We start from the raw sequence: 25,671 nt of genomic DNA, 5'->3' as shown, positions 1-25,671 counted from the left end.
ACTACTAAAGCGAGTAGTAGTGTGCATAGTTTATAAAAATTAATCGTTTTCATGATATGTTATATTATTATTTTTCTTTTCAGTTTTATTAAAATCGTACGTAAACATTTACGTAATAAGTGGTTCCGTTTCCGAAGAAATAACGATTCCCGAACAATGGGGTATCGCGTCTTTGCTCTTCTACTTGTTGACGGTAGCTGGCGCGACGTGAATCTTCGAATCCGCCGGTTCTATATTCTTGGTCTAGCACATTATTAATGGTTGCAAAGAAACCTAGGTAGTAGTCTTTGATCTTCCAAGATTTACCTCCCACAATATTTACGAGCATATAGTCATCAAGTTGTTCTTGTTGTAAAAGCTCTCTTGCCGTTTCTTCATTATATTCTACAAATGGAACACCGTCGAAATCGGTGTAGAAATCGGATGTTCTTCGTAAGTTACTTACATCTACATAGGCATTAGAGAAGTAGTTCGAAGTTACGCCAACCCACCAGAAATCCGGGTCGCGATATTCGAATCCAAGTTGATATGCTTGTTCCGGTCCTCCTGCAACGTGGTAGTTTTCTAGTGATACTTCACGTATTCCTCTTCGGAAGATGTCATTTCCTTCTAAGTTTGGCGTATTGACATCATCGAAATCATCACCTGCAAGATATAAGTTAGGGTTGTTGGTATAGATATATTGTCCTACTGAAGCTGCCGCTTTTAATTTTAAAGTAGGTAGTACTTGCGCTTCAATACCAAACTCGACACCTGCATTGCGGGTATCGATCCCGGTTACGATCTCCTGTACAAAAGCGTTGTTATCATCATTCCCTAATGCGTTTTGTGTAAAGAAGAATCCAATATCGGTCTGATCTTCAAACCCGGTGTAGAAACCTGTTAATCGCGCCTTTACGATAGGTGAGCGATAAATATAGCTCAAATCGGCAGACGTAACCTTTTCTTCGGTCAAGTTTTCAACGATATCATTATTTTGTCTTGCGTTTGCAAACGAATTTCGAATATTTGGTGCTTTGGTAAGGTAGCCGGCATTAAAGTCGATCAAGTGTCTACCTGTCACCTTATAAGTAAGTCCCCCTTTGGCTCCAAAGTTTGTAAAATCGATCTCCTCACTATCACCTAACGAACGTCCCTCTTCCGGGAAGTATCCGTTTTGGTACAATCCTGTTCGCTGGTAACTGGTTTGAGAAGCATGTGCTCCTAAGTAGAAATCTACAATACTATACTTAAATTCGGCCTGTGCAAATCCGGAGATTACATCGGCATTAATATCGTAATTATACTTATAACGTTCTCCTTCTTGAACGATACGATTCGGGTTTTGCAAATCGCTGTTTGCTTCAATTCCGCCATCTCCAAAATTATCTACGTCTAAGTATCCGTTACCACCTAATAGATCTTTTAGTTCTGCAAAGTTCTCGGTTGTTAGGTTTCGGTAATTTATGTTTCCGGAAAGTTCTATATTTTGAGAAATACGAGTATTCAAGATGGTATTTACCGTTAACTGTGTATCATCTCTTCTGTCTTCCTGAAGGCTATAGGTGGAGTTTCCTGTAATTCGGTTGGCTTCGTAGAAAGAGGCCCAATCCAATTGGCCATCGTTGATAAATTCTTGTTCTGCCAAATAGGCGTTTTGATAATCTACCGGTGTAGGATTATCGAATCGCAAGAAGTAACTAGGCAAACGCTGGTAATAGTTTCCAGCAGGGTTTCTGTTTCCACCGTAATCTAAACGTGTATCTCCTAATTTTCCGAATTGATACCCAATATTGGTATTTAAACGTGTATTCTCACTAATATTCCAGTAGTGGTTAAGCAAGATTACCGGTTCCTCGATATCTCGAACACGACTGCTGCGAATATCCCCATCTTGGTATCCCCAATTTGGATTATATCGAATTCCTTTAAGGTCTTTTACTTCGGTAGTGATGGCAGTGGCACGGCCTCTACGATTAGGGGTATAAAAAGCCGATAGGTTTAAGCTATGGTCTTCGTTTATCTTTTTTTCTACGGAAGCAAAGAACGAGTTGGCATCGTAAAAGGTTCCATCTTTAAAGCCCTCTTGTCCAAAACGTCGCGAGGCTAAAACAGAATAGGCCCACCCGTTTTTCGTTAATCCGCTATTATACGATCCCATAACACGGCCTTCATAGCTTCTGTTAGCAGCTGCATACGACACACGCCCACCTTGGCGATATTGCGATGCCCGCATGATAATGTTGGTCGTACCTGCAACGTCACCAAACGTGTAATCGTTTGCGGTGAGGCCCATAGAAAATTCACGATTTCGTTGTGCATCGTTTAATCCTCCCCAGATACCCCATTGTGGACGACCGGTAAATTGTTTGTTCATTTCTATACCGTTAATAAGTACTTTCCCATTGGCATTATCTAAACCTCTTGGGCGAAAGAACGTAGCACTAAAATCGAATGCTGCGGCATTTAAAAACACATCTCGCGACGCCTGAAGCAATCCGGAGATATTAAAAGAAGTTCCTTCATCTTGATCTAACTCGTTATCGGAAAGACTAATAATTCCTATTTGTGCCTCTACCTCCGAAAGATCGATCTCTAATAATAGAGGGTCCAAATTGATGGTACTTCCATTTTGCACTGTAATTGGAATACGCTGTGTCACATATCCACTCTTGCTAACCACCAAGACCTGTTCTCCTTGTGGTAATTCGGTTCCAGATAAGTTGAACAATCCTTGGGCGTTGGTCATCGTACTGTAAATACTTCCTTGTATACGAACATCCACATCGGGAATGACCTCACTCGAATTGGTATCAACCACCCTTCCTTTTACGATAGCTTCTTGAGCGAACATTGCGAGTGTCCCTAGTAAGCTAAAGCAAAAAGTAAAAATGAATTTTTTCATTCTGAAATTTATTGTTATTGAAATTAAAAAAATGTTATTAAACGGCTGCAAAGCTACATTTTTTAAATGAAATAGCTACTTTTGGCGCGCCATTTGTAAATGATTTTACGGAAACTTAATATTTAAAAGAGAATGAAGCTTACCCATTATTTATTTGCCTGTTTTGTATGTTCGGCAAGTATCCTATTCGCACAACAAGAAAAGACTTATAAAGTAAATACTGTCGCGTTCTATAACCTAGAAAACCTCTTCGATTACGAAGATGATCCTATCACTTTCGATGATGACAGAACACCGGAGGGTAAGGATCGATGGACCAAAGAAATTTATGAGGCCAAACTAAAGAACATGGCTCAAGTTATTTCTGAAATTGGTCGTGACGTTACAGGAACAGCTCCGGCCCTTGTTGGTGTATGTGAATCTGAAAATCGTCGCGTGCTTGAAGATCTAGTAAATCAGGACGCCTTGATCGATAGTGATTACGGAATTGTACAGTATGATTCGCCGGATCGACGGGGAATCGATGTTGCACTGTTATACCAAAAAGGCTTGTTCACGCCAACACATACGAAAGCAGTTCCATTGCTAATCTACGATGACAACGATCCTACTAAAAGAATTTATACAAGAGATCAATTGGTAGTGACAGGTATGCTCGACGGTGATAAGATACACGTAATAGTTAACCACTGGCCGTCGCGTAGTGGTGGGGAAGCACGAAGTCGTCCAAAAAGAATTAAGGCTGCCAAGTTGAATAAGCAAATCATCGATTCATTGTTTAGCGAAGATCCCTATGCCAAGATCATTACCATGGGTGACTTCAACGATGATCCCACGAGTCCGAGTGTCAAAGAATACTTAAACGCAAAAGAAGACCGAGAGGATGTGAAGATCAAGGAGCTATACAATCCTATGGAATCGTTCTTCAAAAAAGGTATTGGGACGCTGGCGTGGCGCGACGGATGGAATCTTTTCGATCAAATGATCATTTCTTCGGAATTATTAAAAAAAGATTATTCTTCCTACCGATTTTACAAAGCGGGAATTTACAACAAGACGTATCTGGCGAATCCACGAGGTCGGTATGAGGGTTATCCCTACCGAAGTTTTGCCGATGGCGGCTTTACCGGTGGGTACAGTGACCATTTTCCGGTATATCTCCTCCTTATTAAGGAAACCGAATAAAAAAAAGCCACTCAGTTTTGAGTGGCTTTTTTTATTAATTGAACCATTGCGTCCAAGGTATTCTACTTAGCATTAGCACCAACGCTATGGTGTAAAATATAGCAAGCATTTTGAACTTAGGTTTAGAGACCAATTTCTTTTTATGCTTAGAATATCCTATTGTAATTACAATTACCGTTATTATCATAATCAACGGGTGTTCTACCGCATAAAGACGCATCAAGCTGTCTTTCATGATCTCACCCATACCATTGTTGGTAATATTTTGCAATCCGAAAGGAGAGACAAAATACAGAACCAACCCTATTAAGAATTGTATGTGGGTTACAATAAGCGCGAACAAGGCCAAACGAAAATCTTTTGGACCGTATTCCTTATTACCCGAATATCCTGCAATTGCATTTATGGTCGCAATCACTACAATGAATAAGACCAAATAGGCCCAGTAAGAATGTATAATTTGAATTACCTCGTACATAATTTTGTTTTTAGAATATCAAAGGTAGCAATTATTGACATAAAAAAACCGCCTCGTAAAAACGAGGCGGTTAAAATTATTAGCGGAAAGCTATTAGTTGAAGAAGTAACGAACCCCAACCTGCATTTGCCAACGTGATGATTGTATTCCACTATCATCTACTTCTTCGATACCATCTAAGAAAGCAGGGTCGAAAGTGAACTCTGGATCTGGTCCACCAGATTCAGTTGTTAACAGGCCTACTTCTCTTGGGATAAATTCTCTTACACCCCAATCCTTGTTCAATAAGTTGGTGAAGTTGAAAATATCTAATGAAACTTGGAACGCATGTTCATTGTTTCCAATATTAAGCGCGATATCTTGTAAAAACTTTAGGTCGATAATATGACTCCAAGGTCCACGATCTCCGTTCACCTCAGCATATTTTCCTCTACGTGAACTCAAGTAATCGTTTCCTTCGATAAACGCATTAAGTGCTTGCCACTGCTCTTCCGGGCTAATAACAACACCGTCTTTTTCTAATGGAACCAAAGTGATTTCACTCTGATTTAATGGAACATAGATCAAGGCGTTATCACGTGAATCATCGTTCAACAAGTCGCGACCTTCATTGTAAATAAAGCTGTAAGGAGAACCTTCTTGACCATTGTAGAATAATCCAAAAGTGGTTTTAAAATTATCGTTCCAATCGATCTCATACAATGAATTGGCAGACACACGGTGTCCGGTAGCAAATTGAGAGTTGGTTGCTCTTGGGTTGGCATTCTTACCATTTACTGTAACCAAGTTTCTCCACTGTGAACTGTTTTGAGAAGAAGTTCCTTCAAAAACATATTCACCTTCACCATACGTATACGCGATCTGTCCTGAGAAACCATTCGAGAAAGGCTTCGTTAATGTGAATGTCGCGTTGTACGAAAATCCTAATCCAGTGTTCGAACCTAAGATAATTCTTCCGTAGGTATCATCGATCGGGTTACTATCGTTGTAGAACGGACGGTTGTCTGCACCGTTTAATGTACCTACTGCAGGACGAATGTTTAAGTTCTCATAAAATACATTTGTAATTACGTCATTGTATAAGAAGTCTGCAGAGGCAACTAATCCCCAGAACGGTAATTTCTGATCGATCGCGATGTTATATTTCATAGTTTGTGGCAACTTGAAATCGGGTGCGAACAAATCTACATTTCCTCCTACGGCTCCACTACCGGGAGCAGCGATAAAGGTCTGGTCGGTTACATCAGGATTAAAGAACTGGTCTTCCGGAAGAAGGAAGTTTGCAGCAAATCCTTGTGTTACACCGTTATTACTGTACGTTCCTCCTGGCCATACCAATGGAATTCTTGAAGTAAATATTCCAAGTCCCCCACGAATTTGCGTCTGCTTCTGTCCGTTAACATCCCAGTTAAACCCTACACGAGGTGAAAGGTGTAAACTACTTTCTATTGGTTTCCCTACTTCTGCTCCTTGAAGGTCTTTTCCGAAGGACTCCAACAACGGTATTGTTCTCGTGTTGAAATCTTCATTCACAGTTCCATCTTCGAAGAAAGGAACATCTACTCGCAATCCAAGTGTGATCTTAAGATCATCTGTAAAGTCGATCTCATCCTGAACGTAAAAACCAAGTTGAGAATAATTGAATTCTGCAGCTCCTTCACTGTCATCTCCGTTACCACCAATTAAAGAGTAGTTGTAGAAGAAGTCATCGGAAGCAACCTCATTTCCGGGAATTCCGTCAAGATAGGTATTAAAGTCTGCAAGAGAATCGAAAGTGTAATCACCAAAGTTCTGTCCGAAGAATACATTCTTCACATCGGTATATTCAAAGTTTCCACCCAAGGTTATATTGTGTACCCCGGAGAAAATCGAAAAGTTATTGGTAACTGTAAATACATCTTGCTCTAACAAGTTCGCTGTAGAGAATGGTTCTGATCCAAAACGAATAGTTCCACTTCCATCTCTAATAGTTACCGCCGGGAACGGACTCCCTAATGGATCTCTGTCGTCGGTGACCGTTGTGTATCCAATGATAAGATTGTTTGCCAAATTCCCACCATTAGTCGTATTCCACTCTAAGGTAGAAGAGTTTGTGGTAGAAGGGAAAAACACACCTCGATTAAAGAAGTTAATCGCTCTAGAACTACTAGAATTTGGAGATACTTGTTCCGCTTTCACATAGTTGTGCTTAGCTGTAATAGAGTTCTCTGCATTTATATTCCAGTCGATACGCGCTGTAAGTTTATCACTTGTAAGTGAAGATGTATTGTTTGCAAAATCACCCGGATCATAACCATACGTGTCGATCAACCCTTGACGAAGTGCATTGATCTCTGCAACTGAAGAGTCACCATCGTATTCACCTGCATTAAAAGGCTGTGGCGTTTCTTCATCCTGTCGTTCGTAATTAATAAAGTAGAACAATTTATCTTTTACGAGCGCACCACCAAGACGTGCTCCATACAATTTAGCCGTAAAGTCTTCTAACTTCTCACGCGATTCACCATCTCCTAATTCGATGGCTCCCGGAGTTTTTCCGGCAAGATCCTGGTTTCTAAAGTAGTAATACGCCGATCCTTGCGTGGTATTTGTTCCCGAACGGGTAATTGCATTGATCGCTCCGCCCGAGAATCCCGATTGTCTAACATCGAAAGGCGATAAGTTGATCTGAAAAGATTCAACAGCATCAATAGACAACGGGTTCACACCTGTTTGTCCACCGTTAGTTCCTGAAGCGGCCAATCCAAATACATCGTTGTTTACAGTTCCATCTAAGTAGATAGAGTTGTAACGGTTGTTTTGACCGGCTAAAGAGATCGCGCCCGACTCGGCCACAAGTGCCTGCGGAGTCTTACGCACAAAATCACCTATACCACGGCCAACCGATGGTAATGCGTTGATCTCACGCGTGGAGACATTGGTTTCTGCTCCGGTATTTCCGGAATCAAAAACGCCTCCTCGAGTAGCGGTAATCACTACTTCCTCTAACTCACTGGCCGACTCTGTCATGATCACATCGATCTCTTCGGAATCACCCAATTGTAAGTAAATATCATTCTTCACGATCTCTTCGTATCCAACATACGTGATCGTAATAGTGTAAGGTCCTCCCACTCGCATGTTTACGATACGGAAATAACCATCAAAATCTGTTATTGCCCCATACTTGGTTCCCGAAGGATTATGAAGGGCAACAATGTTCGCTCCAGATAAGGGCGTTCCGGCTGCATCGGTGACCTTACCATTGATAGAAGAAGTTGTCACACCCTGTGCAAAACCAGCTCCTATTCCCACAATTAAAAAAAGCAGTAGTAATAGTTTTTTCATTAGATAGAAATTTGATTATTAATATTTTTTGCAAAAATAGCTTAAATCATCAGTTTCTTAGCCAAGAAAGGTTAAGAAATTGATAAGAATTTCTCTACTAATAAATGTACAGGGAATTTTGTAACCTATTGATTTTCAGCTACACTTTTAATAACAAGGTTATTAACAGTTGCTTTAAGAAATCATTAATAGCTTATACAGTCCAATTTCTCTTTTAACGGACGCATATACTCGAAATATCGATCATGATATTCTTCAGCCAATGGTTTCGATAAGGGAAGGTCTTGTTTAAAAGGGTCGACTTGCTTACCATTTTTCCAAAAACGATAACAAACATGAGGGCCACCGGTATTTCCGGTCATTCCAACCCAACCGATCACATCGCCTTGTCGCACGAATTCCCCTACGCGCACATTGCGCTTTTGCATATGTAGATATTGGGTTTCGTACGTGCTGTTGTGTCGAATCTTAACATAATTTCCGTTTCCTCCACGTCGCTCCGACTTGCTCACCGTGCCATCTGCAGTGGCGAGAATAGGTGTGCCAATAGGCGCTGCAAAGTCGGTACCTTTATGAGGTCGTAGTTTATAACCGTAATACTTGATACGGCGTTTCAAATTATACCGAGATGAAATTCGACTAAATTTTACAGGCGCTTTTAAGAAGGCTCTACGTAGATTATTCGCATTCTCATCGTAAAAATCGGTGACTCGATTAATAGAATCAGATTCAAAATTAAATGAATAAAGCGGTTTTCCTCTATGCTCAAAATAGGCCGCTTTAATTTCGTGCAACCCTGCTGGTATTGTATCGTTAATAAATTTTTCGGTGTACACTACCTTAAAACGATCCCCTGCTTGTAGATGAAAGAAATTAACGGTCCATGCATAAATAAGTGCTAAACGGTCTGTCATGTACGGACTTAAATTACGTTCGGCCATAGTTTCAGAAAGGGAACTAGTAATGATCCCGGAAGCAATTCGCTCTTCATAACGAATAGGCTTGCTGTCTAAATATACATTGATCGTATCCCGAAAATCGATCACGGCAAAATTCGTTTTGGTCTTTTCGTATATAAAGACTTGTGTCCTGTTGATTGAGTCCTTGGAGTTTAAAAGCACATACGGTTTACCAACCACGATTCGGCGTACATCGAAACTATCTCTAAATTTAGAGGCTACTTCTAGAATTTTCTGATTCGAAACACCATTAGCATCTAGAATGGCACCAAAGGTATCTCCGGGTCGAATCGTATCACGAATTACATTAAAGTCGTTTAAGTTGTAGCCGTATTCTTGAATGAGGGGGGCTTCCTCGATCGCTTCTATCTCATCAGTAAAATCATCCTTTTCGGAGTCGCAGCTATACAAGCAAACCACCGAAATACATAATAGAAGTATTTTCTTCAATCTGTCGTAGGTTTTAAGTATTAAATGTATGGGTCACCCATTCGCGACCCCAATTCTCTTTTTCAATTTCGGTCCAAAGATTGGGAAAAAAATGGACTTTTTGAAAGCTTGGTGGTAAAAATTGTTTCCAATTGGTTCCCCCCGTAGCCGAAATCTCTTTCCCTTTTTCTTTGTTCAAATATCGGTGCGCTGCACCCATGTGCATTAACAACCAATTTACATTAACGTTAACGTCAAGTTTTCGTAATTCTTTTATTAAATGCTTATTATTTTTCTCTTTATCGGGCATCTGCAAGTACTTGTGGTACAATGTATTACCCTTTACCTCTTTTGCGGTTCTAATAAATCGAGGTGTATAACGGTATTCGAACTGCTTTAAGGTCAGGGTCTTTTCCTTGGTTTCCAAATCGATACCACCTCGTTTCCAGTAGAGGTTTTCGAATAGATCTTCGATACTGTTCTCTTCGGAAAACGAATCGCGTTCCTTTGGATGCACCAAATGGTTCATTGGCGTGCAATACAATTCGATCATTCTAAATTGAGCCGATTGAAATCCGCTGGCAGGCAAAAGGGACATTCTAAATTGTAAGAATTGTTCTCTATCCATTCCCATGATCATCACATCGAACGAATCGATCAAAATTCTAAAATAGCGATTTACTCGCTCCATTTTTTTTCTGAAGAAATCAGCCTGCTGCAATTTATCATCGATCACCTGCTTTATCTCATGAATTATAAGTTTAAAATACAGTTCTGTAATTTGATGATACGTTATAAAAATGGTCTCGTCGGGAAAATGAGTTCTCGTTAATTGAAGACTTAATAAAGTATCTAAATGGATATAATCCCAATACGTTAGATAGCGATCATGTAGCAATCCGTCGAGATACGAGTTGAGGTCTTGCCCCGAGTTTTTAAATTTTTCTGAAAGCTGGGCGATCTGCTTCGCCGTTTTTTCGTCTATTTCCATGGTGGTTGTTAGTCTACGATAATTCGAAACGAATGTTTGAGTCCCTTAAATTCGGTTAAGCTGGCCTTTAACGAACCCACCGCTAGATCGGCCTTGATCAGGATTGGCATGCGGTTACCGTCGTCGGTGACCCAAACCGTAAGGCTTTCTTTTTCTTTAAACACTCTTCCTGCCTCCACATAAGGTCGAAATTTTAAACAAGGAACTTTTCCAAAGTTAGTTTTTAAGGTTTCCCTACCCAAAAATTTAAGGCGGAATTTAAAGTTTTCTTTATCAAAGAACATATTAAGATCGAAGGTGTCCCCTTCTTTTAGATCGCTTGTATCCAAATTGTTTCGCATGTAATAGAATGCCGACACCATGTCTTGCGCATTCTTCGGAAAAGAAACGACATCTATTTTATCGTGCTTTTTATTATTGACCTTGGCGATCCGGGTGCTGTGATCAAAATCGATTTGGATGTCTTTCGTATAACCTCCTTCATCTATTTTCCGAATAAATCGATACGGTATATCTTTTTCTTTATCTACATACGATTGGTAATCGTCATCTACAGCAAAGAACACTCTTGAAATCCCGGTAGTCTTTCCAATACCTTTTATATGATGAACAGGTTTCCCATTCAGTATCGTATCGTCAACTTCGAGTGTAGCATACCCGGCCGTTACAAAACCGTAGTGTACCCTAAATTTAAACCACTCACCGCCTTCATAGGCCTTTTCTTGTGCCAAGAGCACAGTACTAAATGTGATACAAAGTATAAGTGTGACTAACTGTTTCATAAGATTTCGGGATTCTTCCGAAGTGATAATTACAACTACTGTTCCAAAATAAAAACCCCTTCATTTTAGACGAAGGAGTTCTTAGTTTGTTACGGCTTTTTTCTTATAAGGTTCCTCTGGATTCCTGTTCGCGTTCTATCGCTTCAAAAAGTGCCTTAAAATTACCTTTTCCAAACGATTGCGCTCCTTTTCTTTGAATAATCTCAAAGAACATAGTGGGTCGATCTAGTACCGGTTTCGTAAAAATTTGCAGCAAATATCCTTCGTCATCACGGTCTATCAAAATTCCTAATTCTTTTAAAGGTGCCAGGTCCTCATCGATCTCTCCAACACGATCTAAGACGGTGTCGTAGTATACTTCTGGAACGTACAAGAATTCTACCCCGCGATCGCGAAGTTGTGTTACTGTTTCAATAATGTTATCGGTTGCTACCGCAATGTGTTGTACCCCCGCGCCATTGTAAAAATCGATATACTCTTCAATCTGAGATTTTTTTCGACCTTCTGCTGGTTCATTAATTGGGAACTTTATTCGCCCGTTACCATTACTCATTACCTTGCTCATTAAGGCGGTATATTCGGTAGAAATATCTTTATCATCAAAAGACACCAATTGTGCAAAGCCCATCACTTTTGCGTAGAACTCGCACCATTTGTTCATTTCGTTCCACCCAACATTTCCCACCATATGGTCAATATATTTTAATCCAACAGGTTCGGTCTGAAACTTCTTTTCTAGTTTCTTATAGCCCGGCAAGAACGGACCATCGTATTGGGAGCGCTCTACGAATACATGTACCGTTTCACCATAGGTGTGAATTCCGGAAAGCACTACTTTACCGTGTTCGTCTTCTCGAGTAGTAGGTTCCATATACGGTTCTGCACCGCGCTTCGTGGTTTCTTCAAAGCTCTTGGTGGCATCGTCTACCCAAAGCGCTACCACCTTTACGCCATCACCATGCTGACTTATATGCCTATTTATATCCCCTTCCGGTTGTAAAGCAGAGGTGAGCACCAATCTAATTTTTCCTTGTTGTAACACATAAGAAACACTGTCTTTTCTTCCAGTTTCTAAGCCACTGTAAGCTACCGGCTGGAAGCCCCATGCTTGTTGGTAATAGAACGCGGCCTGCTTGGCGTTTCCTACGTAGAGTTCTACGAAATCGGTTCCTAACAATGGCAGAAAATCTTCTGCTTGCGGAACTACTTTTTTCAATTGTTGTGATGTTGTATCTGTTGACATAATATTAGTTTTGTTGTTTGTTATTTATTGAATTTTCTTCGGAATTAAATAACAAATAATTACCACATAGCTCGTAAATGAGGTGTTATATCGATTCTTTGTATCATTCTGGCAGCCATGATTTATAATAAGATTCGTCGGCTATTTTCATGGCTTCTTCGGTTACCTGAAGCGGTTTAAAAGTGTCTACCATAACAGCCAATTCGTCGGTATCGGTCTTTCCAATACTTCGTTCGGTTGCTCCGGGGTGAGGTCCGTGCGGGATTCCCGCAGGGTGCAGCGAAATATGCCCTGCATCAATATCGTTTCGACTCATAAAATCTCCATCTACGTAATAAAGCACTTCATCGCTGTCTATATTACTATGATTGTACGGAGCCGGAATGCTTAATGGGTGATAGTCATACTTCCGAGGAACAAAACTACACACCACAAAAGCATCGGTTTCGAAGGTTTGATGCACCGGTGGTGGTTGATGAATTCGTCCAGTAATCGGCTCAAAATCGTGAATTGAAAAAGCATACGGATAATTATACCCGTCGTACCCCACTACGTCAAAAGGGTGAGTGGCGTATACCATTTCGATAATTTCATCCTGCTTTTTGATCTTGATCAAAAACTCCCCTTCCTCATTGTGTGTTTCCAACTGTTGCGGTTTTCTAATATCACGTTCACAAAACGGTGCGTGTTCTAGCAGTTGTCCAAACCAATTTCGGTAGCGTTTTGGTGTATAAATAGGGCGTCTAGACTCCACAATAAACAATCGATTGTCTGTGTCATCGAAGTCCATTTTATAAATGATACCACGAGGAACAAGAAGATAATCGCCATATTTAAAATCTAAATTGCCCAAATGCGTTCGCAAGGTGCCGGTCCCTTTGTGTACGAAGATCAACTCATCGGCATCGGTATTTTTGTAAAAATAATCGGTTTGCGATTCTTTTGGAGCGGCTAAAATTATGGTACAATCACTATTGGTCAATACTGGTTTTCTACTTTCCAGATAATCATCTTCGGCCGCCACTTGAAAACCTCTAAATCGATAGGACTGTATATTGTTTGCTTTCGCAATTTTTGGGGCGACACTGTATTGCTTTTTTATTGCTTTAACCTGAGTAGGTCTATGCTCATGATACGAGTTGCTGTACATCCCATCAAAACCAATAGTTCCAAACAACTGTTCAGCGTATAAACTACCGTCTGGTTTTCTAAATTGAGTATGTCGTTTAGGAGGGATCTTTCCTAGCGAATGGTAAAATGGCATAACGTATAAGTTTTATACAAATATCGTAAAAAAAAAGCGGGTATTCTTTTAAGGGAATGCTAAAACCTAAACCCTGCACTTACAAACCATTCGTAGGAATTCAACTCCGGCGAATAGGAATATTTTACTTGGACCGGACCAAGAAATGTTTCCAATCCATAGCCAATGGCATACCCACTGTAGTCCACCCCATCGATCCAGCCTCCATTTTCAAAAAGGTCATCACCAACGTTGGCTATATTGGCCGACAGATTAATGTGGTTCTTTTTAAAGAATTCATAATCTACAGTAAGGGTTGATTTTAAATACGTATCTCCACGCAGACTTAATGCTTCGACTCCATAAAATGGTATGATATTATTAATTGGCTGATATCCATAACCTCCTACAAAGAAATCGAGGGATCGTGTCGCATCATTTCCAATCTTAAACCCTCCTTCGGTACTAATAACAGTTGAAAATTTATCCAGAAACGAGGTAGCGTAACTCGCTTTTGCTTTTGCAATAGAGAATTGGTCGAAATCTTCATTTTGACCCTCGGCAAAGAGATATAAATGAAAGTCCCCTTCAAAGAAGACTCCTTTATTTGGGAAGAACTTAGAATCGAAAGTATCGTATACCAAATATCCGTAGGTGCTGTAATAATCGGTGTTCTCGAACACGGTTCGCGGCACGTCATTTTCGTCTATGCCAATGGTTTCAGAAAGATAACGAAGCCATTTATGTTCAACTCCCATACCCAACAAGAATGTCCTTCGGAATAAGGTCTCCACATATATTCTATTGGTAAGATCGTTGTATTGTAATTCGATCTTATTCAATTGATTTTGGGTAGATTCCGAAGAAGAAATCTCGGGAGTAATAAAATCGATGGGGACATCCTTATCAAAAAAAGTAAATCTAGAATTAAACCCAACACTCCAATAAAAGCCTTTGTCTATGTAATAATTGAAGTTATATCGAATATTGTCTCCAACGATTAAATCGAGAGAAGCAATGTCGTTATTAGTAAGCAAGCGTTTTCGCGTTACATTAATTAGACCCGCTGTTCGAAAAAGGTCGTCATAGTGTGCTCCCAGACGTAAAAGAGTTCTCGTTTTGCTTTCTTTTACATCAAAAACGATGGTGTAACTACCGTCCTCATGCTCTTTAAAACGATAATTGATATCCTGAAAATTACCTGTAGCCGATAAGTTATTTACTCCTTGATTAAAAAATTTATACGAAACTTTACGCCCTGTCTGCAATTTTAATTTTCCTAAAATATAGGAACGGGTGTAGTTTTCATTCCCAATGATCTCTATATCTCGAACCACAAAATCGTTTTGTGTATAAAATGCAATTTCTTTCTTGTCTTTGAGCTGTTGTCTCGCAGCGATCGCTTCCAATTGATCGCGCATGGCATTGGCTTCGGTCTCTCCCGATTCTATGATCTTTTTACCTTCATCAAAAGATACTACCGAAAAGTCTTCTATATTCGGATTAATATATACATCTGTCTTTTTACGCTTACCGACCATATCACGGATAGTTCGATAATTATTGATTTGTACCAACACGTCAAAGGCAGAGTTTAGGTCCTCCCTAGCTCGTAAAGAATCTTGTACATCTACACCAATAATGATGTCTGCGCCACGTGCCTTAACCTCATCGATAGGATAATTATTTACCACACCACCATCGACCATTACTACATCATTAATGGTAATTGGACTAAACAACGAGGGTAATGCACCACTGGCTGTAATCGCTCGTGGCAAGTACCCGTTTTCTAATATCACTGCCTCACCAGTTTCTACATTGGTCGCAACACAGAAAAAAGGAATGGGCAGTTTACTAAAATCGTTCACATCACTCACATGTGCGGTTAGTTTTGATAATAGGTTATAGACATTTTGACCCTTGGACAAGCCTGAAGGAAATCCAACTTGAAAATTATCGAATGGCAAGGTGAGGGCATATTTCTCCGATTCACTTTTCTCGTAAAATGTTTTTGCACTCCTCGGAATGTCATCCTGAATAAGAGTGTTAAAATCTAATCGTTGAAAAATGGAATCCAATTGGTGTGCCGAATACCCCGAAGCATAAAGCGCTCCAATAATGGCGCCCATACTTGTGCCACCAATATAGTCGATACGAACCCCGCTATCTTCAATGACCTTTAACGCACCTATATGCGCCAACCCTTTCGCTCCTCCGCCACTTAGTACTAACCCAACTTTAAGGTCTTCTTTAGCGACATCTTGTGCAAAAGTAATTACTGAAAACAGTAAAAATAGTATAAGGTTTAGTCGTTTCATTCTGTCTTTTGAAAGTGCATTACGATCTTTTTTGCCCTGCTGGCCCCTACGATCTTTGCTAATTCATCGAACGTAGCGTTGGCAATACGCTTGGTGCTTTTAAAATGCCGCAATAGCTCTACGACTGTTTTTTCTCCAATCCCAGGTATAGTTTCCAACGCAGTATTCAACGCATCCTTGCTTCGTTTGTCGCGATGAAAGGTAATACCAAAACGGTGTGCTTCGTTACGCAATTGTTGAATAATTTTTAAGGTCTCCGATTTTTTATCCAAATACAACGGAATTGGGTCGTCCGGATAGAACAGTTCTTCCAGTCGTTTCGCGATCCCGATAATGGCTATCTTTCCGCGTAACCCTAGTTGATCTAAACTTTTTAATGCCGATGATAACTGACCCTTTCCTCCATCTATGATGATTAACTGTGGTAAAGGTTGCCCTTCTTCCTTTAATCTTTTATAGCGGCGATATACCACCTCCTCCATGCTTGCAAAATCATCCGGTCCTTCTACGGTTTTTATGTTGAATTTACGATAGTCCTTTTTACTTGGTTTTCCATTTTTGAAAACCACACATGCCGCCACGGGATGGGTCCCTTGAATATTACTATTGTCAAAACATTCTATATGCCTCGGCTCTTCGGAAAGACGCAAGTCTTTTTTCATTTGCGCCATTATTCGCTTTTCATGCCGGTCGGGGTCTACGATCTTCGCTTGTTTAAAACGCTCCATTCGATAATACTTGGCATTTCGTTCCGAAAGATCTAATAAATGTTTCTTGTCCCCTACCTTAGGAATATGAACCTTTATGCCTTCCTCGGCTGAAATCTTAAAGGGCACATAGATCTCCTTAGATTGGGAATTGAATCGTTGTCTCAATTCGATTACGGCTAGTTGTAACAATTCGACGTCAGTCTCATCCAATTTCTTTTTTATTTCTAAGGTATGCGACCTAATGATCGCACCAAAGGATAACTGCAAAAAATTTACATACCCATAACTCTCATCACTAATAATGGTAAAAACGTCAACATTATTGATCTTCGGATTTACTACAGTCGATTTCGATTGGTAGTTCTCTAGGACATCGATCTTTTCCTTCACACGTTGGGCATCTTCAAACTTAAGATCTTTGGCGTACTGCTTCATTTGTTTCTTGAAGCGTGACAACGAATCCTTAAAGTTACCTTTTACAATATTCCTAATCGCTTCAATGTTCTCGTTATAGGCTGCTTCGGAAAAATGCGCCTCACAGGGTCCTGCACAATTCCCTAAATGGTATTCTAAACACACCTTATACTTCCCGGCTTGTATCTTTTCTTCTGCCAAGTCGTAGTTACAAGTTCGCAACGGATAAAGTTCTTTTATTAGATCAAGCAAGGTATGTACAGTCTTCATGCTGGTGTATGGTCCAAAATATTCGGAACCATCCTTGATCAATCTTCGTGTGGGAAACACACGTGGAAATCGTTCGTTCTTAATACAGATCCACGGATAGGATTTATCATCTTTTAGCATGACATTATACCGTGGTTGGTATTTTTTAATTAGATTATTTTCTAATAATAGCGCATCGGTTTCCGTGGCGACTACTATATGTTTTATATCTCTAATTTTTTTTACCAGCAATCTCGTTCTAGCATTGTCATGCTGTTTGGTGAAATAAGAATTCACCCGTTTTTTTAAGTTGATGGCCTTACCCACATAGAGCAGCTTCCCATTTGAATCATAGTATTGATATACCCCCGGAGATTCGGGGAGGGTAGAAATTTGTAATGCGACCGATGCTTCTGCCATACATTCAAAGATAGTAGCAATTTTATTTTTTCCTGTGGCTTCAATGACCAAATACTGTTAAAAATGGGTTAAACGAATTGCGAAATAAAACTATCCCTACCCATATTGCGTACCTTATGTGACAATGTACAGTATGCGATCAGCAAAGACATTATTACTTCTCAAAAAGACTTCCATGATCCTAGTGGTGGTCCTGTATAGTATCGCTCCGCTTCATGAACCCTTGTTGAACGGTATTCATCGTATCTCACATGCCATTTCGAGCCACAGCGCCCAATCGCACCATCATCATGATTCCAACACTACGCACAGCCGTGAGCACAAGTACATCTCCTTTTTTTCCACATTATTTCAATTAGACAATGCCTCGTCAGATTCTACGATGTTAGTGCAAGAACTCGCAATAGACAAACACTTATTCACTCCCTACGAACAAAAAGAAGAGCAAAAACAGTTTAAGACTCCTCATCTATTTTATTTTACTTCGGAAACCTACCGTGTTTTTTTGGACCTCGTTCCACCACCTCCCAAACATGTTTTTTCATAACAGTTCAATTTTTGTTTAGCCATTTAGGTGGTTGAACCTTAGTTTTTAATTTCAAAATATTATTTATGAAAAGCATACTCCTATGGGGGCTACTATGTTATTGTGTATTTGGAAATACCCAAGTACTTGAAGGAACTATAGTAAATCCCGAGAACCTTCCGTTAGAGAACGCAACGGTTCTAAACAACACAAGCGGCGAACACGCATTTACCAATGCAGCCGGCCAGTTCCGGTTGCGAAATGCTACCGCTGGCGATCAACTTTTTATTTCACATATTGGATACACCCCAACAACCTACTCGGTAACACCTGAGAATTTTTCTGAACAAGCTGTAGTTACCTTGGTAGAAAGTACCGTTTCACTACAACAAATCGTTCTTACCCCCGAAATTAATTCATTGAATAAGATCATTGATATCGACCTGGAAAACAACCCTGTTAAGAACACACAAGAGATCCTTCAGAAAGTGCCCGGACTCTTTATTGGGCAGCACGCCGGTGGCGGGAAGGCCGAGCAGATCTTTTTACGCGGATTTGATATCGACCATGGAACCGATATTAGTTTAACCGTAGACGGCATGCCTGTAAATATGGTATCACACGCACATGGCCAAGGTTACAGTGATCTTCATTTTCTAATACCTGAAACTGTTGGGAAGATAGATTTTGGCAAGGGCCCTTATTATGCAGATAAAGGCGATTTTACCACGGCCGGTTACGTTGGGTTTCACACCAAAGAGTCTTTAGAGAATAGTAGTGTTTCAGTAAGTTACGGTGATTTTAATTCATTGCGAATGGTGGGGTTGTTCAATTTGATCAATTCAGATAAGAATGACGCCTATCTTGCCGGTTCGATAAACACTTTCGATGGTCCATTTATTTCCCCTCAAAACTTCAACCGTTTCAATATTATGGGAAAATATACGCACAGAACGTCTAAGGATGAGAAAGTTTCCTTCACCGCTTCCCGTTTCCAAAGCAAGTGGGATGCTTCAGGGCAGATTCCCCAGCGCGCAGTAGATTCAGGCCTCATTTCGCGTTTTGGCGCCATAGATGATACCGAAGGTGGTAACACTAGCAGGACCAATATTTTGGTGAATCATTCGAAAATGCTTTCCGAAGCAACAAAAATTGAGTCCCATGCTTTCTATACGCACTACGATTTCGAATTGTTCTCCAACTTTACATTCTTTTTGGAAGATCCTATAAACGGCGATCAAATTGTCCAACGAGAGGATAGAAATTTAATGGGCTTTCAAACGGTATACACTGAGCGCCTGGACCCCGACACATTCGGTTTTGAGTATTCAGGCGGAATTGGAGTTCGTTATGACGATGTGAACGATGTGGAGCTTTCTCGTACCAAAAATCGAGATCAGATCTTAGAGCGTCTGGCGCTAGGAAATATAGATCAGACAAACTTCTATGGCTTTTTAAATACAAAGTTTGACCTCGGAAAGATTACCCTTAACCCCAGTGTCCGTTTAGATTATTTTAAGTTCGATTATGAAAATAAACTCACAGAAACGTATGATAATAAAAGTGAATCGAAGTTGTTCGTGAGTCCAAAGTTCAATATTACATACAGTCCAAACCAACAACTCCAATGGTTCTTAAAAACCGGAGTTGGCTTTCACTCCAATGATACTCGGGTGGTTGTGGAAGCTAATGGCAATACTGTCTTGCCCGCGGCCATTGGTGCCGACCTTGGTGGTATTTATAAATTGACCGATCGTTTTATTGTGAATGCTGCGCTTTGGACATTATTTCTAGAGCAGGAATTTGTATATGTAGGAGATGCCGCTATTGTCGAACCGAGTGGAAAGACAAGACGCTTGGGAGCAGACTTCGGATTGCGATACGAACTTGCAGATTGGATGTATGTTTACGGAGACATCAATTATACCTATGCCCGAAGTACCGAAGCACCAAACGGACAAGATTATATTCCGTTGGCTCCCTCGCTAACAAGTACCGGAGGAATTTCATTTGACGATCTCGGAAATTTTAGCGGAGGCATCAATTATCGTTATATAAAAGATCGCCCGGCAAATGAAGACTATAGCATAGAGGCCGATGGATATGTTGTGACAGATGCATCGGTGAACTATAGAATAAATAACCTAATGCTAAGTGTAATTGTTGAAAACCTCTTCGATATCGAATGGAATGAAACCCAATTCGCCACCGAGAGTCGTTTGTTCGATGAACCACAGCCGGTAGAGGAAATTCATTTTACACCCGGAACCCCTTTTTTTATACGAGGAAAGGCAACATTATCTTTTTAACCGATGTAATTTGAACCACTAACTTTTTTGCTACCTTGCGTTCATTAACCATCGAATATGAACATTGCCATACTTTCCCGTGGTGAGAGCCTTTACTCGACCAGGAGCTTGATCAAGGCAGGCGAAGCTCGCAATCACAATATGGAAGTCTTAGATCCTACGTATTTTCAATTGAGCGTGGCGCATGGAAAAGCTAGTATCCTATATCATAATGAAGAAGTAAACGATCTTCATGCCGTAATCCCGAGAATTGGAGCGTCAAATACGTATTTTGGCGCTTCTTTGGTTCGGCAATTTGAATTAATTAACGTATTTCCGGTGGTTACTTCGGAAGCAATATTGCAATCAAGAGACAAATGGACTTGCTTTCAAATCTTGTCGCAAGCAGCTGTTCCTGTTCCAAAAACAATTTTTGCCAGTATGGCTCAGTTGGAAGCACAGTTAGATAGCTTCGGAAACAATCCAATAATCATTAAACTGTTGCAAGGCACCCACGGACAAGGCGTTATACTTGCAGAGTCGCGTCAAAATGCACTAGCCACGATTGAAACCATGCATACAGCCGGATTGCAATTCGTACTTCAAGAATTCATCGCAGAATCCAAAGGCACCGACATAAGAGCCATTGTGATCGATGGTGTGGTCGTGGCCGCCATGAAACGCAAATGCAAAACAGGTGATTTTAGGTCGAATTTGCATCGCGGCGGTACCGCAGAGGCTATCAGCCTATCTTTTGAAGAAGAACGGGTTGCGTTACGAGCTGCAAAAGCACTTCGTCTTGGTGTTTGCGGAGTTGATATCCTTCAGTCTGATCGAGGACCCTTGGTGCTGGAGATCAATTCTACTCCTGGGCTAGAAGGTATCGAAACCACCACCGGCAGGAATATTTCCAAAAGTATTATTGGGTACATTGAGCGAAATAAGCGTTAATGCAGTACAACTCTTTCCGAAGTAAACACTAAGTTATAGATTACGGCAACATTTTAGTATCTTGCCTATAGACTAAAAAAAGAAAAATTTGAAGCGAAATATTGGACGAATCGATAAAGCAGATTTCCCCTTACTTAACTTAGAAAATGTAGATGTTAAAATAGATACCGGCGCTTTTACTTCAACCATTCATTGTCAAAATGTAAAAGTAGAAGACAATTATTTAAAGTGTAACTTTTTGGATGAAGCACATCCCGATTATCATAAGAGGGAGATCGTTTTCGACACGTACGACGTAAAAGTCGTAAAAAGCAGTAACGGAGTGGCACAAGCCCGCTATCGTATAGTAACAGAAATAATACTTTTTGGTAAGACCTATCCTATATTTTTAACCCTTAGCGATCGAGAAGAGATGAAATATCCCGTGCTGCTAGGGCGTAAATTCCTAACGAAGCGATTTGTGGTAGATATTAATAAGGTAAATCTCTCCTATAAACTTAAAATGAAGAAATGAATATAAAAATCCTTTCTGCTAATCCTAATTTGTACAGTACACAGCGTATCGTTGAAGCTGCTAAAAAGAGAAAGCACAACATCGAGATCATTAACCATACTAAGTGTGATATTGTGATCGAAAAAAAGAATCCTTGGATCATCTATAAAGGTAAAAAATTAGAGCACACAGATGCTGTGATCCCAAGGATCGGTGCGTCGGTTACCTTTTATGGTACGGCTGTGGTACGGCAATTCGAAATGATGCGCGTGTTTACCACCACCGAGTCTCAAGCCTTAGTGCGCTCTCGTGATAAACTTAGAAGTTTGCAAGTATTGTCGCGTGCCGGATTAGGCTTACCCAAGACCATCTTTACCAATTATTCTAAAAATGTGGAAGAGATAGTTGCGCAAGCAGGAGGGGCTCCGGTTATCATAAAATTATTGGAAGGCACTCAAGGTATTGGGGTTATTTTGGCCGAAACAAGAAAAGCCGCCGAATCGGTGATCGAAGCATTTAACAATCTTCAAGCGCGTGTTATCGTACAAGAATTTATAAAGGAAGCCGGTGGAGCCGACATTCGCGCTTTTGTAGTAGACGGTCATGTGGTGGGCGCAATGAAACGCCAAGGAAAAGAAGGAGAATTTAGATCGAATCTTCACCGAGGGGGTAATGCCTCGATCATCGAATTGAGCGATGAAGAAGAGGTAGCTGCATTAAAAGCTGCCAAAGCCATGGGACTTGGTATAGCCGGTGTAGACATGTTACAATCGTCGCGCGGACCGTTAATTTTAGAAGTTAATTCTTCTCCCGGTCTAGAAGGGATTGAAAAAGCAACAGGTAAGGATATCGCGACGAGTATTATAAAGTATATCGAACGAAATGTATAAGAATGGCGCATCAAGACGGTGATCTAATCATTTTGGGTAAAAGAGTTGGTCTGGGCGAGAGCAAGACCATCGATTTTAGCATTGCCAAATTATATACGGCAACCAAGGTAGAAATACCCATTATCGTATCGCGTGCCCTTACACCGGGACCCACGGTACTAATGACTGCCGGAATTCATGGCGATGAAATAAATGGGGTTGAGATCGTACGTCAACTCATTGCCAAGAAAATTAATAGGCCCCAAAGAGGAACAGTGATCTGTATTCCTATTCTCAATATTTTCGGTTTTTTAAATGCCGATCGTTCCTTTCCCGATGGACGCGACCTCAATCGTGTATTCCCGGGAACTAAGACGGGCTCCTTAGCGAGTCGAGTGGCCTACCATTTTACCAAAGAAATTCTTCCACTTGCCGATTTCTGTTTAGATTTTCACACCGGAGGGGCTAGTCGGTTTAATGCGGCTCAAATTCGCATTACTCCCAACGAGCCTCAATTGTTAGCACTAGCCAAAGTTTTTAATGCCCCATTTACTGTTTTTAGCAGTAATATTGACAAGTCTTATCGCAGTACTTGCCAAAACATGGGCATTCCTAGTTTGCTTTTTGAAGGTGGTAAATCATTAGATGGTAATAAACATATCGTAAAATATGGTGTAGAAGGAGTCATGCGTTTTCTAGACCATTTGGAGATGCTTGCTAAAAAATTTACCGTTCCTAAGGCGACTACGAACTCAGTGCTCATCGAAAAGAGCCGTTGGATCCGTGCTCAAAAAAGTGGATTATTACATGTGAAGATCGATTGTAATAAACACGTTAAAAAAGGAGAATTCTTGGCGACGATTACTGACCCTTTTGGAACCATGAGACATAAGGTCCTCTCACCTAATGAGGGTTATATTATCAATGTGAATCAGGCGCCTATAGTACATCAGGGAGATGCGATCTTTCATATTTCAACGCTTCAGTCGAGCATTGATCAAGAAGAAAAAGAACATTAAATGGACAAGCATCAACTTCGGAAACATTTCAAAGAGCGAAGAGCGGCGCTTTCCGAAGAAGCGATCGATACTCTAAGCTTGGAGATAAGCAATCGGTCCCTCGAACTTCCCATCTGGGATAAGACCTATTATCATATTTTTTTGCCTATTTCAGAAAAGAAAGAAGTCAATACCGAGTTTCTTCTTCATATTCTGCAAGGTCGAGACAAGAGTGTGGTCGTACCCATTGCCGATTTTGAATCCGGGGAAATGCTACATATGTTATTACAAGAGAATACACTAATTCGTACGTCTGCCTATGGAATTCCGGAGCCTGTTTCGGGCATTGAGATCGCGCCCAAGCAATTGGAAGTCGTTTTTGTTCCGTTATTAGGGTATGACACAAAAGGAAATCGAATTGGATATGGGAAAGGATTCTACGATCGGTTCTTAGCACAATGCAGTAGCGAGTGCGTTTTTGTTGGGTTATCGTTCTTCGAGGCTGTAAACAGCATTGCCCATGAACATGCGGATATCCCATTGCATTATTGTGTTACTCCCGAAAAAATATATTCGTTTTAAAAAATACACGTATATTTAACTCGTAATAAACAATTAACCAATCAATTAAATAATTATGGAAACAACGAACACCCCTGCGGGGAATCCGCCAGACAATAACTTGGTTTGGGCAATTTTATGTACTGTTTTGTGCTGTTTACCACTTGGTATAGTAGCCATAATCAAGTCTACCAAAGTAAAAGAACTTTGGTTGCAAGGAAATCACGCTGCAGCGCAAAAAGCTGCCGACGATGCGAAAAAATACTCTATCTGGGGTGCTGTGATCTCTGCAGTACTATGGATCCTTTATTTAATATTTGTCGTCGTACTTGGAATGGGCGGCGCATTCGCAGGATATTAAGATAAAACAAAATTTCTAGCCCCCTCGACCTTGGTTAAGGGGGGTTTTTTATGTCGTATATTTGCGAAATGAACCCAAACCAATCTCCACCTCCAGACAATCATCTTGTGTGGGCCATATTGAGCACGGTACTCTGTTGCCTTCCATTAGGAATTGTTGCCATAATTAAATCTTCTAAAGTAGATCAATTATGGTATCAAGGTCATTATGATGCCGCAAGAAAAGCAGCTGCAGATGCTAAAAAATGGTCTATTTATAGTGCATTGAGTATTGCGCTAATTCTCGTAGTTTACTTTGCGTTTATCGTCTTAATGTTATTTTTTCAAGGTGTCTCCAACTTTTAAGAAACCCATTATAGTAACGCTTGTACTGCTCGCGGCAACCGGCTTGTTTGTTGTCTATTACAAGTTTAACCCATCTCAAGGTTCCATTTTTCTATCGTGTCCTTGGCGTTTGGCTACCGGATATCACTGCCCGGGATGTGGTTCTCAACGAGCCATACACCAACTACTACATTTAAATGTCATTGCGGCTTTTAGGCTTAATCCATTTATGGTGCTTTCCTTACCATTAATACTTTATGCGTTGGGTTTACGTCTATGGAATTATCTCTACAACACCCAATATCGTATCGCACTTTTTTACAAGAAATGGTTTATCTTTGGTTACTTTGGTTTGGCGATCCTCTACTGGGTCTTACGCAATCTCCCTTACTATCCATTTAATCTCTTGGCACCAACGGAATAAGCTCTAAATGAAAGAATTTACCTACATTTAGAATATTTTTATTATATTTCGGCACTAAACCAAATTGAATGAATTTTCTTGCGCAGAAGCGAAGTAACATATTTTTACAGCAGAAAAAGCCTGTTGCGCTAAACGGAAAGAGCAGTTCTCATTTCGATTATGAAGAAATTGCCAGCCTCGCCGAACTTGGCAGTTGGTGGGTCGACCTGCGCACCAAAGAGTGCCATATGGACGACACTGCG

Annotated in this window: 21 protein-coding genes; 11 read left to right on the top strand and 10 right to left on the bottom strand. The window is 40.5% G+C overall.

From position 1 onward, the window contains the following. Positions 1–88 precede the first annotated feature (88 nt). Entirely contained in the window at positions 89–2,884 is a 2,796-nt protein-coding gene (locus tag DWA30_RS10665; protein ID WP_114492530.1) for a carboxypeptidase-like regulatory domain-containing protein, read from the bottom strand. Between the two features lie 132 nt (positions 2,885–3,016). Here DWA30_RS10665 and DWA30_RS10660 point away from each other — a divergent pair, with 132 nt between their 5' ends. Continuing rightward, a complete protein-coding gene (locus tag DWA30_RS10660; protein ID WP_114492529.1) occupies positions 3,017–4,069 on the top strand; it encodes an endonuclease/exonuclease/phosphatase family protein in 1,053 nt (350 codons plus the stop codon). Between the two features lie 34 nt (positions 4,070–4,103). On the opposite strand, the gene DWA30_RS10655 is transcribed toward DWA30_RS10660, so the two are convergent. The 9 genes from DWA30_RS10655 to uvrC all read right to left on the bottom strand — a co-directional run bounded on the left by DWA30_RS10655 (position 4,104) and on the right by uvrC (position 17,635). Next, positions 4,104–4,547 carry a hypothetical protein gene (locus DWA30_RS10655; protein ID WP_114492528.1) on the bottom strand — a complete coding sequence of 148 codons (444 nt, stop codon included), beginning with the start codon at positions 4,545–4,547 and terminating at the stop codon, positions 4,104–4,106. Positions 4,548–4,640: 93 nt separating this feature from the next. Then, a complete protein-coding gene (locus DWA30_RS10650) occupies positions 4,641–7,874 on the bottom strand; it encodes a TonB-dependent receptor (RefSeq protein ID WP_114492527.1) in 3,234 nt (1,077 codons plus the stop codon). Between the two features lie 185 nt (positions 7,875–8,059). Next, positions 8,060–9,283 (bottom strand): M23 family metallopeptidase, encoded by a 1,224-nt coding sequence (locus DWA30_RS10645; protein WP_114492526.1) that lies wholly within the window; start codon positions 9,281–9,283, stop codon positions 8,060–8,062. Positions 9,284–9,296: 13 nt separating this feature from the next. Further along, positions 9,297–10,253: a tryptophan 2,3-dioxygenase family protein gene (locus DWA30_RS10640; RefSeq protein WP_114492525.1), complete on the bottom strand. Its 957-nt coding sequence runs from the start codon at positions 10,251–10,253 to the stop codon at positions 9,297–9,299. Positions 10,254–10,261: 8 nt separating this feature from the next. Next, complete coding sequence (locus DWA30_RS10635) at positions 10,262–11,035, bottom strand: DUF3108 domain-containing protein (RefSeq protein ID WP_114492524.1); 774 nt, start codon at positions 11,033–11,035, stop codon at positions 10,262–10,264. Positions 11,036–11,138: 103 nt separating this feature from the next. Beyond that, a complete protein-coding gene (gene hppD, locus DWA30_RS10630) occupies positions 11,139–12,278 on the bottom strand; it encodes a 4-hydroxyphenylpyruvate dioxygenase (protein ID WP_114492523.1) in 1,140 nt (379 codons plus the stop codon). A gap of 103 nt (positions 12,279–12,381) precedes the next feature. Further along, entirely contained in the window at positions 12,382–13,542 is a 1,161-nt protein-coding gene (locus DWA30_RS10625; RefSeq protein WP_114492522.1) for a homogentisate 1,2-dioxygenase, read from the bottom strand. A gap of 59 nt (positions 13,543–13,601) precedes the next feature. Then, positions 13,602–15,842: a patatin-like phospholipase family protein gene (locus DWA30_RS10620; RefSeq protein WP_114492521.1), complete on the bottom strand. Its 2,241-nt coding sequence runs from the start codon at positions 15,840–15,842 to the stop codon at positions 13,602–13,604. Further along, positions 15,839–17,635, bottom strand: a complete 1,797-nt coding sequence (gene uvrC / locus DWA30_RS10615) for an excinuclease ABC subunit UvrC (RefSeq protein ID WP_114492531.1) — start codon at positions 17,633–17,635, stop codon at positions 15,839–15,841. The genes DWA30_RS10620 and uvrC overlap by 4 nt, the downstream gene beginning before the upstream one ends. 133 nt (positions 17,636–17,768) lie before the next feature. Here uvrC and DWA30_RS10610 point away from each other — a divergent pair, with 133 nt between their 5' ends. The 10 genes from DWA30_RS10610 (at position 17,769) to DWA30_RS10565 (ending at position 25,429) form a co-directional block, all read left to right on the top strand. Beyond that, on the top strand, positions 17,769–18,182 hold the full coding sequence (locus tag DWA30_RS10610) for a hypothetical protein (RefSeq protein WP_114492520.1): 414 nt from the start codon (positions 17,769–17,771) through the stop codon (positions 18,180–18,182). A gap of 65 nt (positions 18,183–18,247) precedes the next feature. Next, a complete protein-coding gene (locus DWA30_RS10605; RefSeq protein ID WP_114492519.1) occupies positions 18,248–20,470 on the top strand; it encodes a TonB-dependent receptor in 2,223 nt (740 codons plus the stop codon). A 57-nt stretch (positions 20,471–20,527) separates the two neighbouring features. Further along, positions 20,528–21,400, top strand: a complete 873-nt coding sequence (locus DWA30_RS10600; RefSeq protein WP_114492518.1) for an ATP-grasp domain-containing protein — start codon at positions 20,528–20,530, stop codon at positions 21,398–21,400. 88 nt (positions 21,401–21,488) lie between these two features. Next, the gene (locus DWA30_RS10595) at positions 21,489–21,914 is read left to right on the top strand and encodes an ATP-dependent zinc protease family protein (protein WP_114492517.1); all 426 of its coding nucleotides are present in this window, start codon (positions 21,489–21,491) and stop codon (positions 21,912–21,914) included. Continuing rightward, a complete protein-coding gene (gene rimK, locus DWA30_RS10590) occupies positions 21,911–22,783 on the top strand; it encodes a 30S ribosomal protein S6--L-glutamate ligase (RefSeq protein ID WP_114492516.1) in 873 nt (290 codons plus the stop codon). The genes DWA30_RS10595 and rimK overlap by 4 nt, the downstream gene beginning before the upstream one ends. A gap of 2 nt (positions 22,784–22,785) precedes the next feature. After that, positions 22,786–23,781: a succinylglutamate desuccinylase/aspartoacylase family protein gene (locus DWA30_RS10585; protein ID WP_114492515.1), complete on the top strand. Its 996-nt coding sequence runs from the start codon at positions 22,786–22,788 to the stop codon at positions 23,779–23,781. Continuing rightward, entirely contained in the window at positions 23,782–24,342 is a 561-nt protein-coding gene (locus tag DWA30_RS10580; RefSeq protein WP_114492514.1) for a 5-formyltetrahydrofolate cyclo-ligase, read from the top strand. A gap of 55 nt (positions 24,343–24,397) precedes the next feature. Further along, the gene (locus DWA30_RS10575; protein WP_114492513.1) at positions 24,398–24,682 is read left to right on the top strand and encodes a CD225/dispanin family protein; all 285 of its coding nucleotides are present in this window, start codon (positions 24,398–24,400) and stop codon (positions 24,680–24,682) included. A 50-nt stretch (positions 24,683–24,732) separates the two neighbouring features. Further along, positions 24,733–25,026, top strand: coding sequence for a CD225/dispanin family protein (locus DWA30_RS10570; RefSeq protein WP_114492512.1), 294 nt, complete (start codon positions 24,733–24,735; stop codon positions 25,024–25,026). Next, entirely contained in the window at positions 25,010–25,429 is a 420-nt protein-coding gene (locus DWA30_RS10565) for a DUF2752 domain-containing protein (protein ID WP_114492511.1), read from the top strand. The genes DWA30_RS10570 and DWA30_RS10565 overlap by 17 nt, the downstream gene beginning before the upstream one ends. The last annotated feature ends 242 nt before the right edge of the window (positions 25,430–25,671 follow it).

It is taken from the genome of Candidatus Ulvibacter alkanivorans, assembly GCF_003333325.1.
GTDB lineage: Bacteria > Bacteroidota > Bacteroidia > Flavobacteriales > Flavobacteriaceae > Ulvibacter_A > Ulvibacter_A alkanivorans.
This window is presented reverse-complemented; position numbering and strand designations above follow the sequence as displayed.

Excerpts from the sequence above, each read along its gene's own strand:
- DWA30_RS10665 (WP_114492530.1), bottom strand. The coding sequence starts at position 2,884 with ATGAAAAAATTCATTTTTACTTTTTGCTTTAGCTTACTAGGGACACTC.
- DWA30_RS10610 (WP_114492520.1), top strand. The coding sequence starts at position 17,769 with ATGCGATCAGCAAAGACATTATTACTTCTCAAAAAGACTTCCATGATC.
- hppD (WP_114492523.1), bottom strand. The coding sequence starts at position 12,278 with ATGTCAACAGATACAACATCACAACAATTGAAAAAAGTAGTTCCGCAA.
- DWA30_RS10660 (WP_114492529.1), top strand. The coding sequence starts at position 3,017 with ATGAAGCTTACCCATTATTTATTTGCCTGTTTTGTATGTTCGGCAAGT.
- DWA30_RS10620 (WP_114492521.1), bottom strand. The coding sequence starts at position 15,842 with ATGAAACGACTAAACCTTATACTATTTTTACTGTTTTCAGTAATTACT.
- DWA30_RS10575 (WP_114492513.1), top strand. The coding sequence starts at position 24,398 with ATGGAAACAACGAACACCCCTGCGGGGAATCCGCCAGACAATAACTTG.
- DWA30_RS10580 (WP_114492514.1), top strand. The coding sequence starts at position 23,782 with ATGGACAAGCATCAACTTCGGAAACATTTCAAAGAGCGAAGAGCGGCG.
- rimK (WP_114492516.1), top strand. The coding sequence starts at position 21,911 with ATGAATATAAAAATCCTTTCTGCTAATCCTAATTTGTACAGTACACAG.
- DWA30_RS10640 (WP_114492525.1), bottom strand. The coding sequence starts at position 10,253 with ATGGAAATAGACGAAAAAACGGCGAAGCAGATCGCCCAGCTTTCAGAA.
- DWA30_RS10625 (WP_114492522.1), bottom strand. The coding sequence starts at position 13,542 with ATGCCATTTTACCATTCGCTAGGAAAGATCCCTCCTAAACGACATACT.
- DWA30_RS10585 (WP_114492515.1), top strand. The coding sequence starts at position 22,786 with ATGGCGCATCAAGACGGTGATCTAATCATTTTGGGTAAAAGAGTTGGT.
- DWA30_RS10605 (WP_114492519.1), top strand. The coding sequence starts at position 18,248 with ATGAAAAGCATACTCCTATGGGGGCTACTATGTTATTGTGTATTTGGA.
- DWA30_RS10650 (WP_114492527.1), bottom strand. The coding sequence starts at position 7,874 with ATGAAAAAACTATTACTACTGCTTTTTTTAATTGTGGGAATAGGAGCT.
- DWA30_RS10655 (WP_114492528.1), bottom strand. The coding sequence starts at position 4,547 with ATGTACGAGGTAATTCAAATTATACATTCTTACTGGGCCTATTTGGTC.
- uvrC (WP_114492531.1), bottom strand. The coding sequence starts at position 17,635 with ATGGCAGAAGCATCGGTCGCATTACAAATTTCTACCCTCCCCGAATCT.
- DWA30_RS10570 (WP_114492512.1), top strand. The coding sequence starts at position 24,733 with ATGTCGTATATTTGCGAAATGAACCCAAACCAATCTCCACCTCCAGAC.
- DWA30_RS10600 (WP_114492518.1), top strand. The coding sequence starts at position 20,528 with ATGAACATTGCCATACTTTCCCGTGGTGAGAGCCTTTACTCGACCAGG.
- DWA30_RS10635 (WP_114492524.1), bottom strand. The coding sequence starts at position 11,035 with ATGAAACAGTTAGTCACACTTATACTTTGTATCACATTTAGTACTGTG.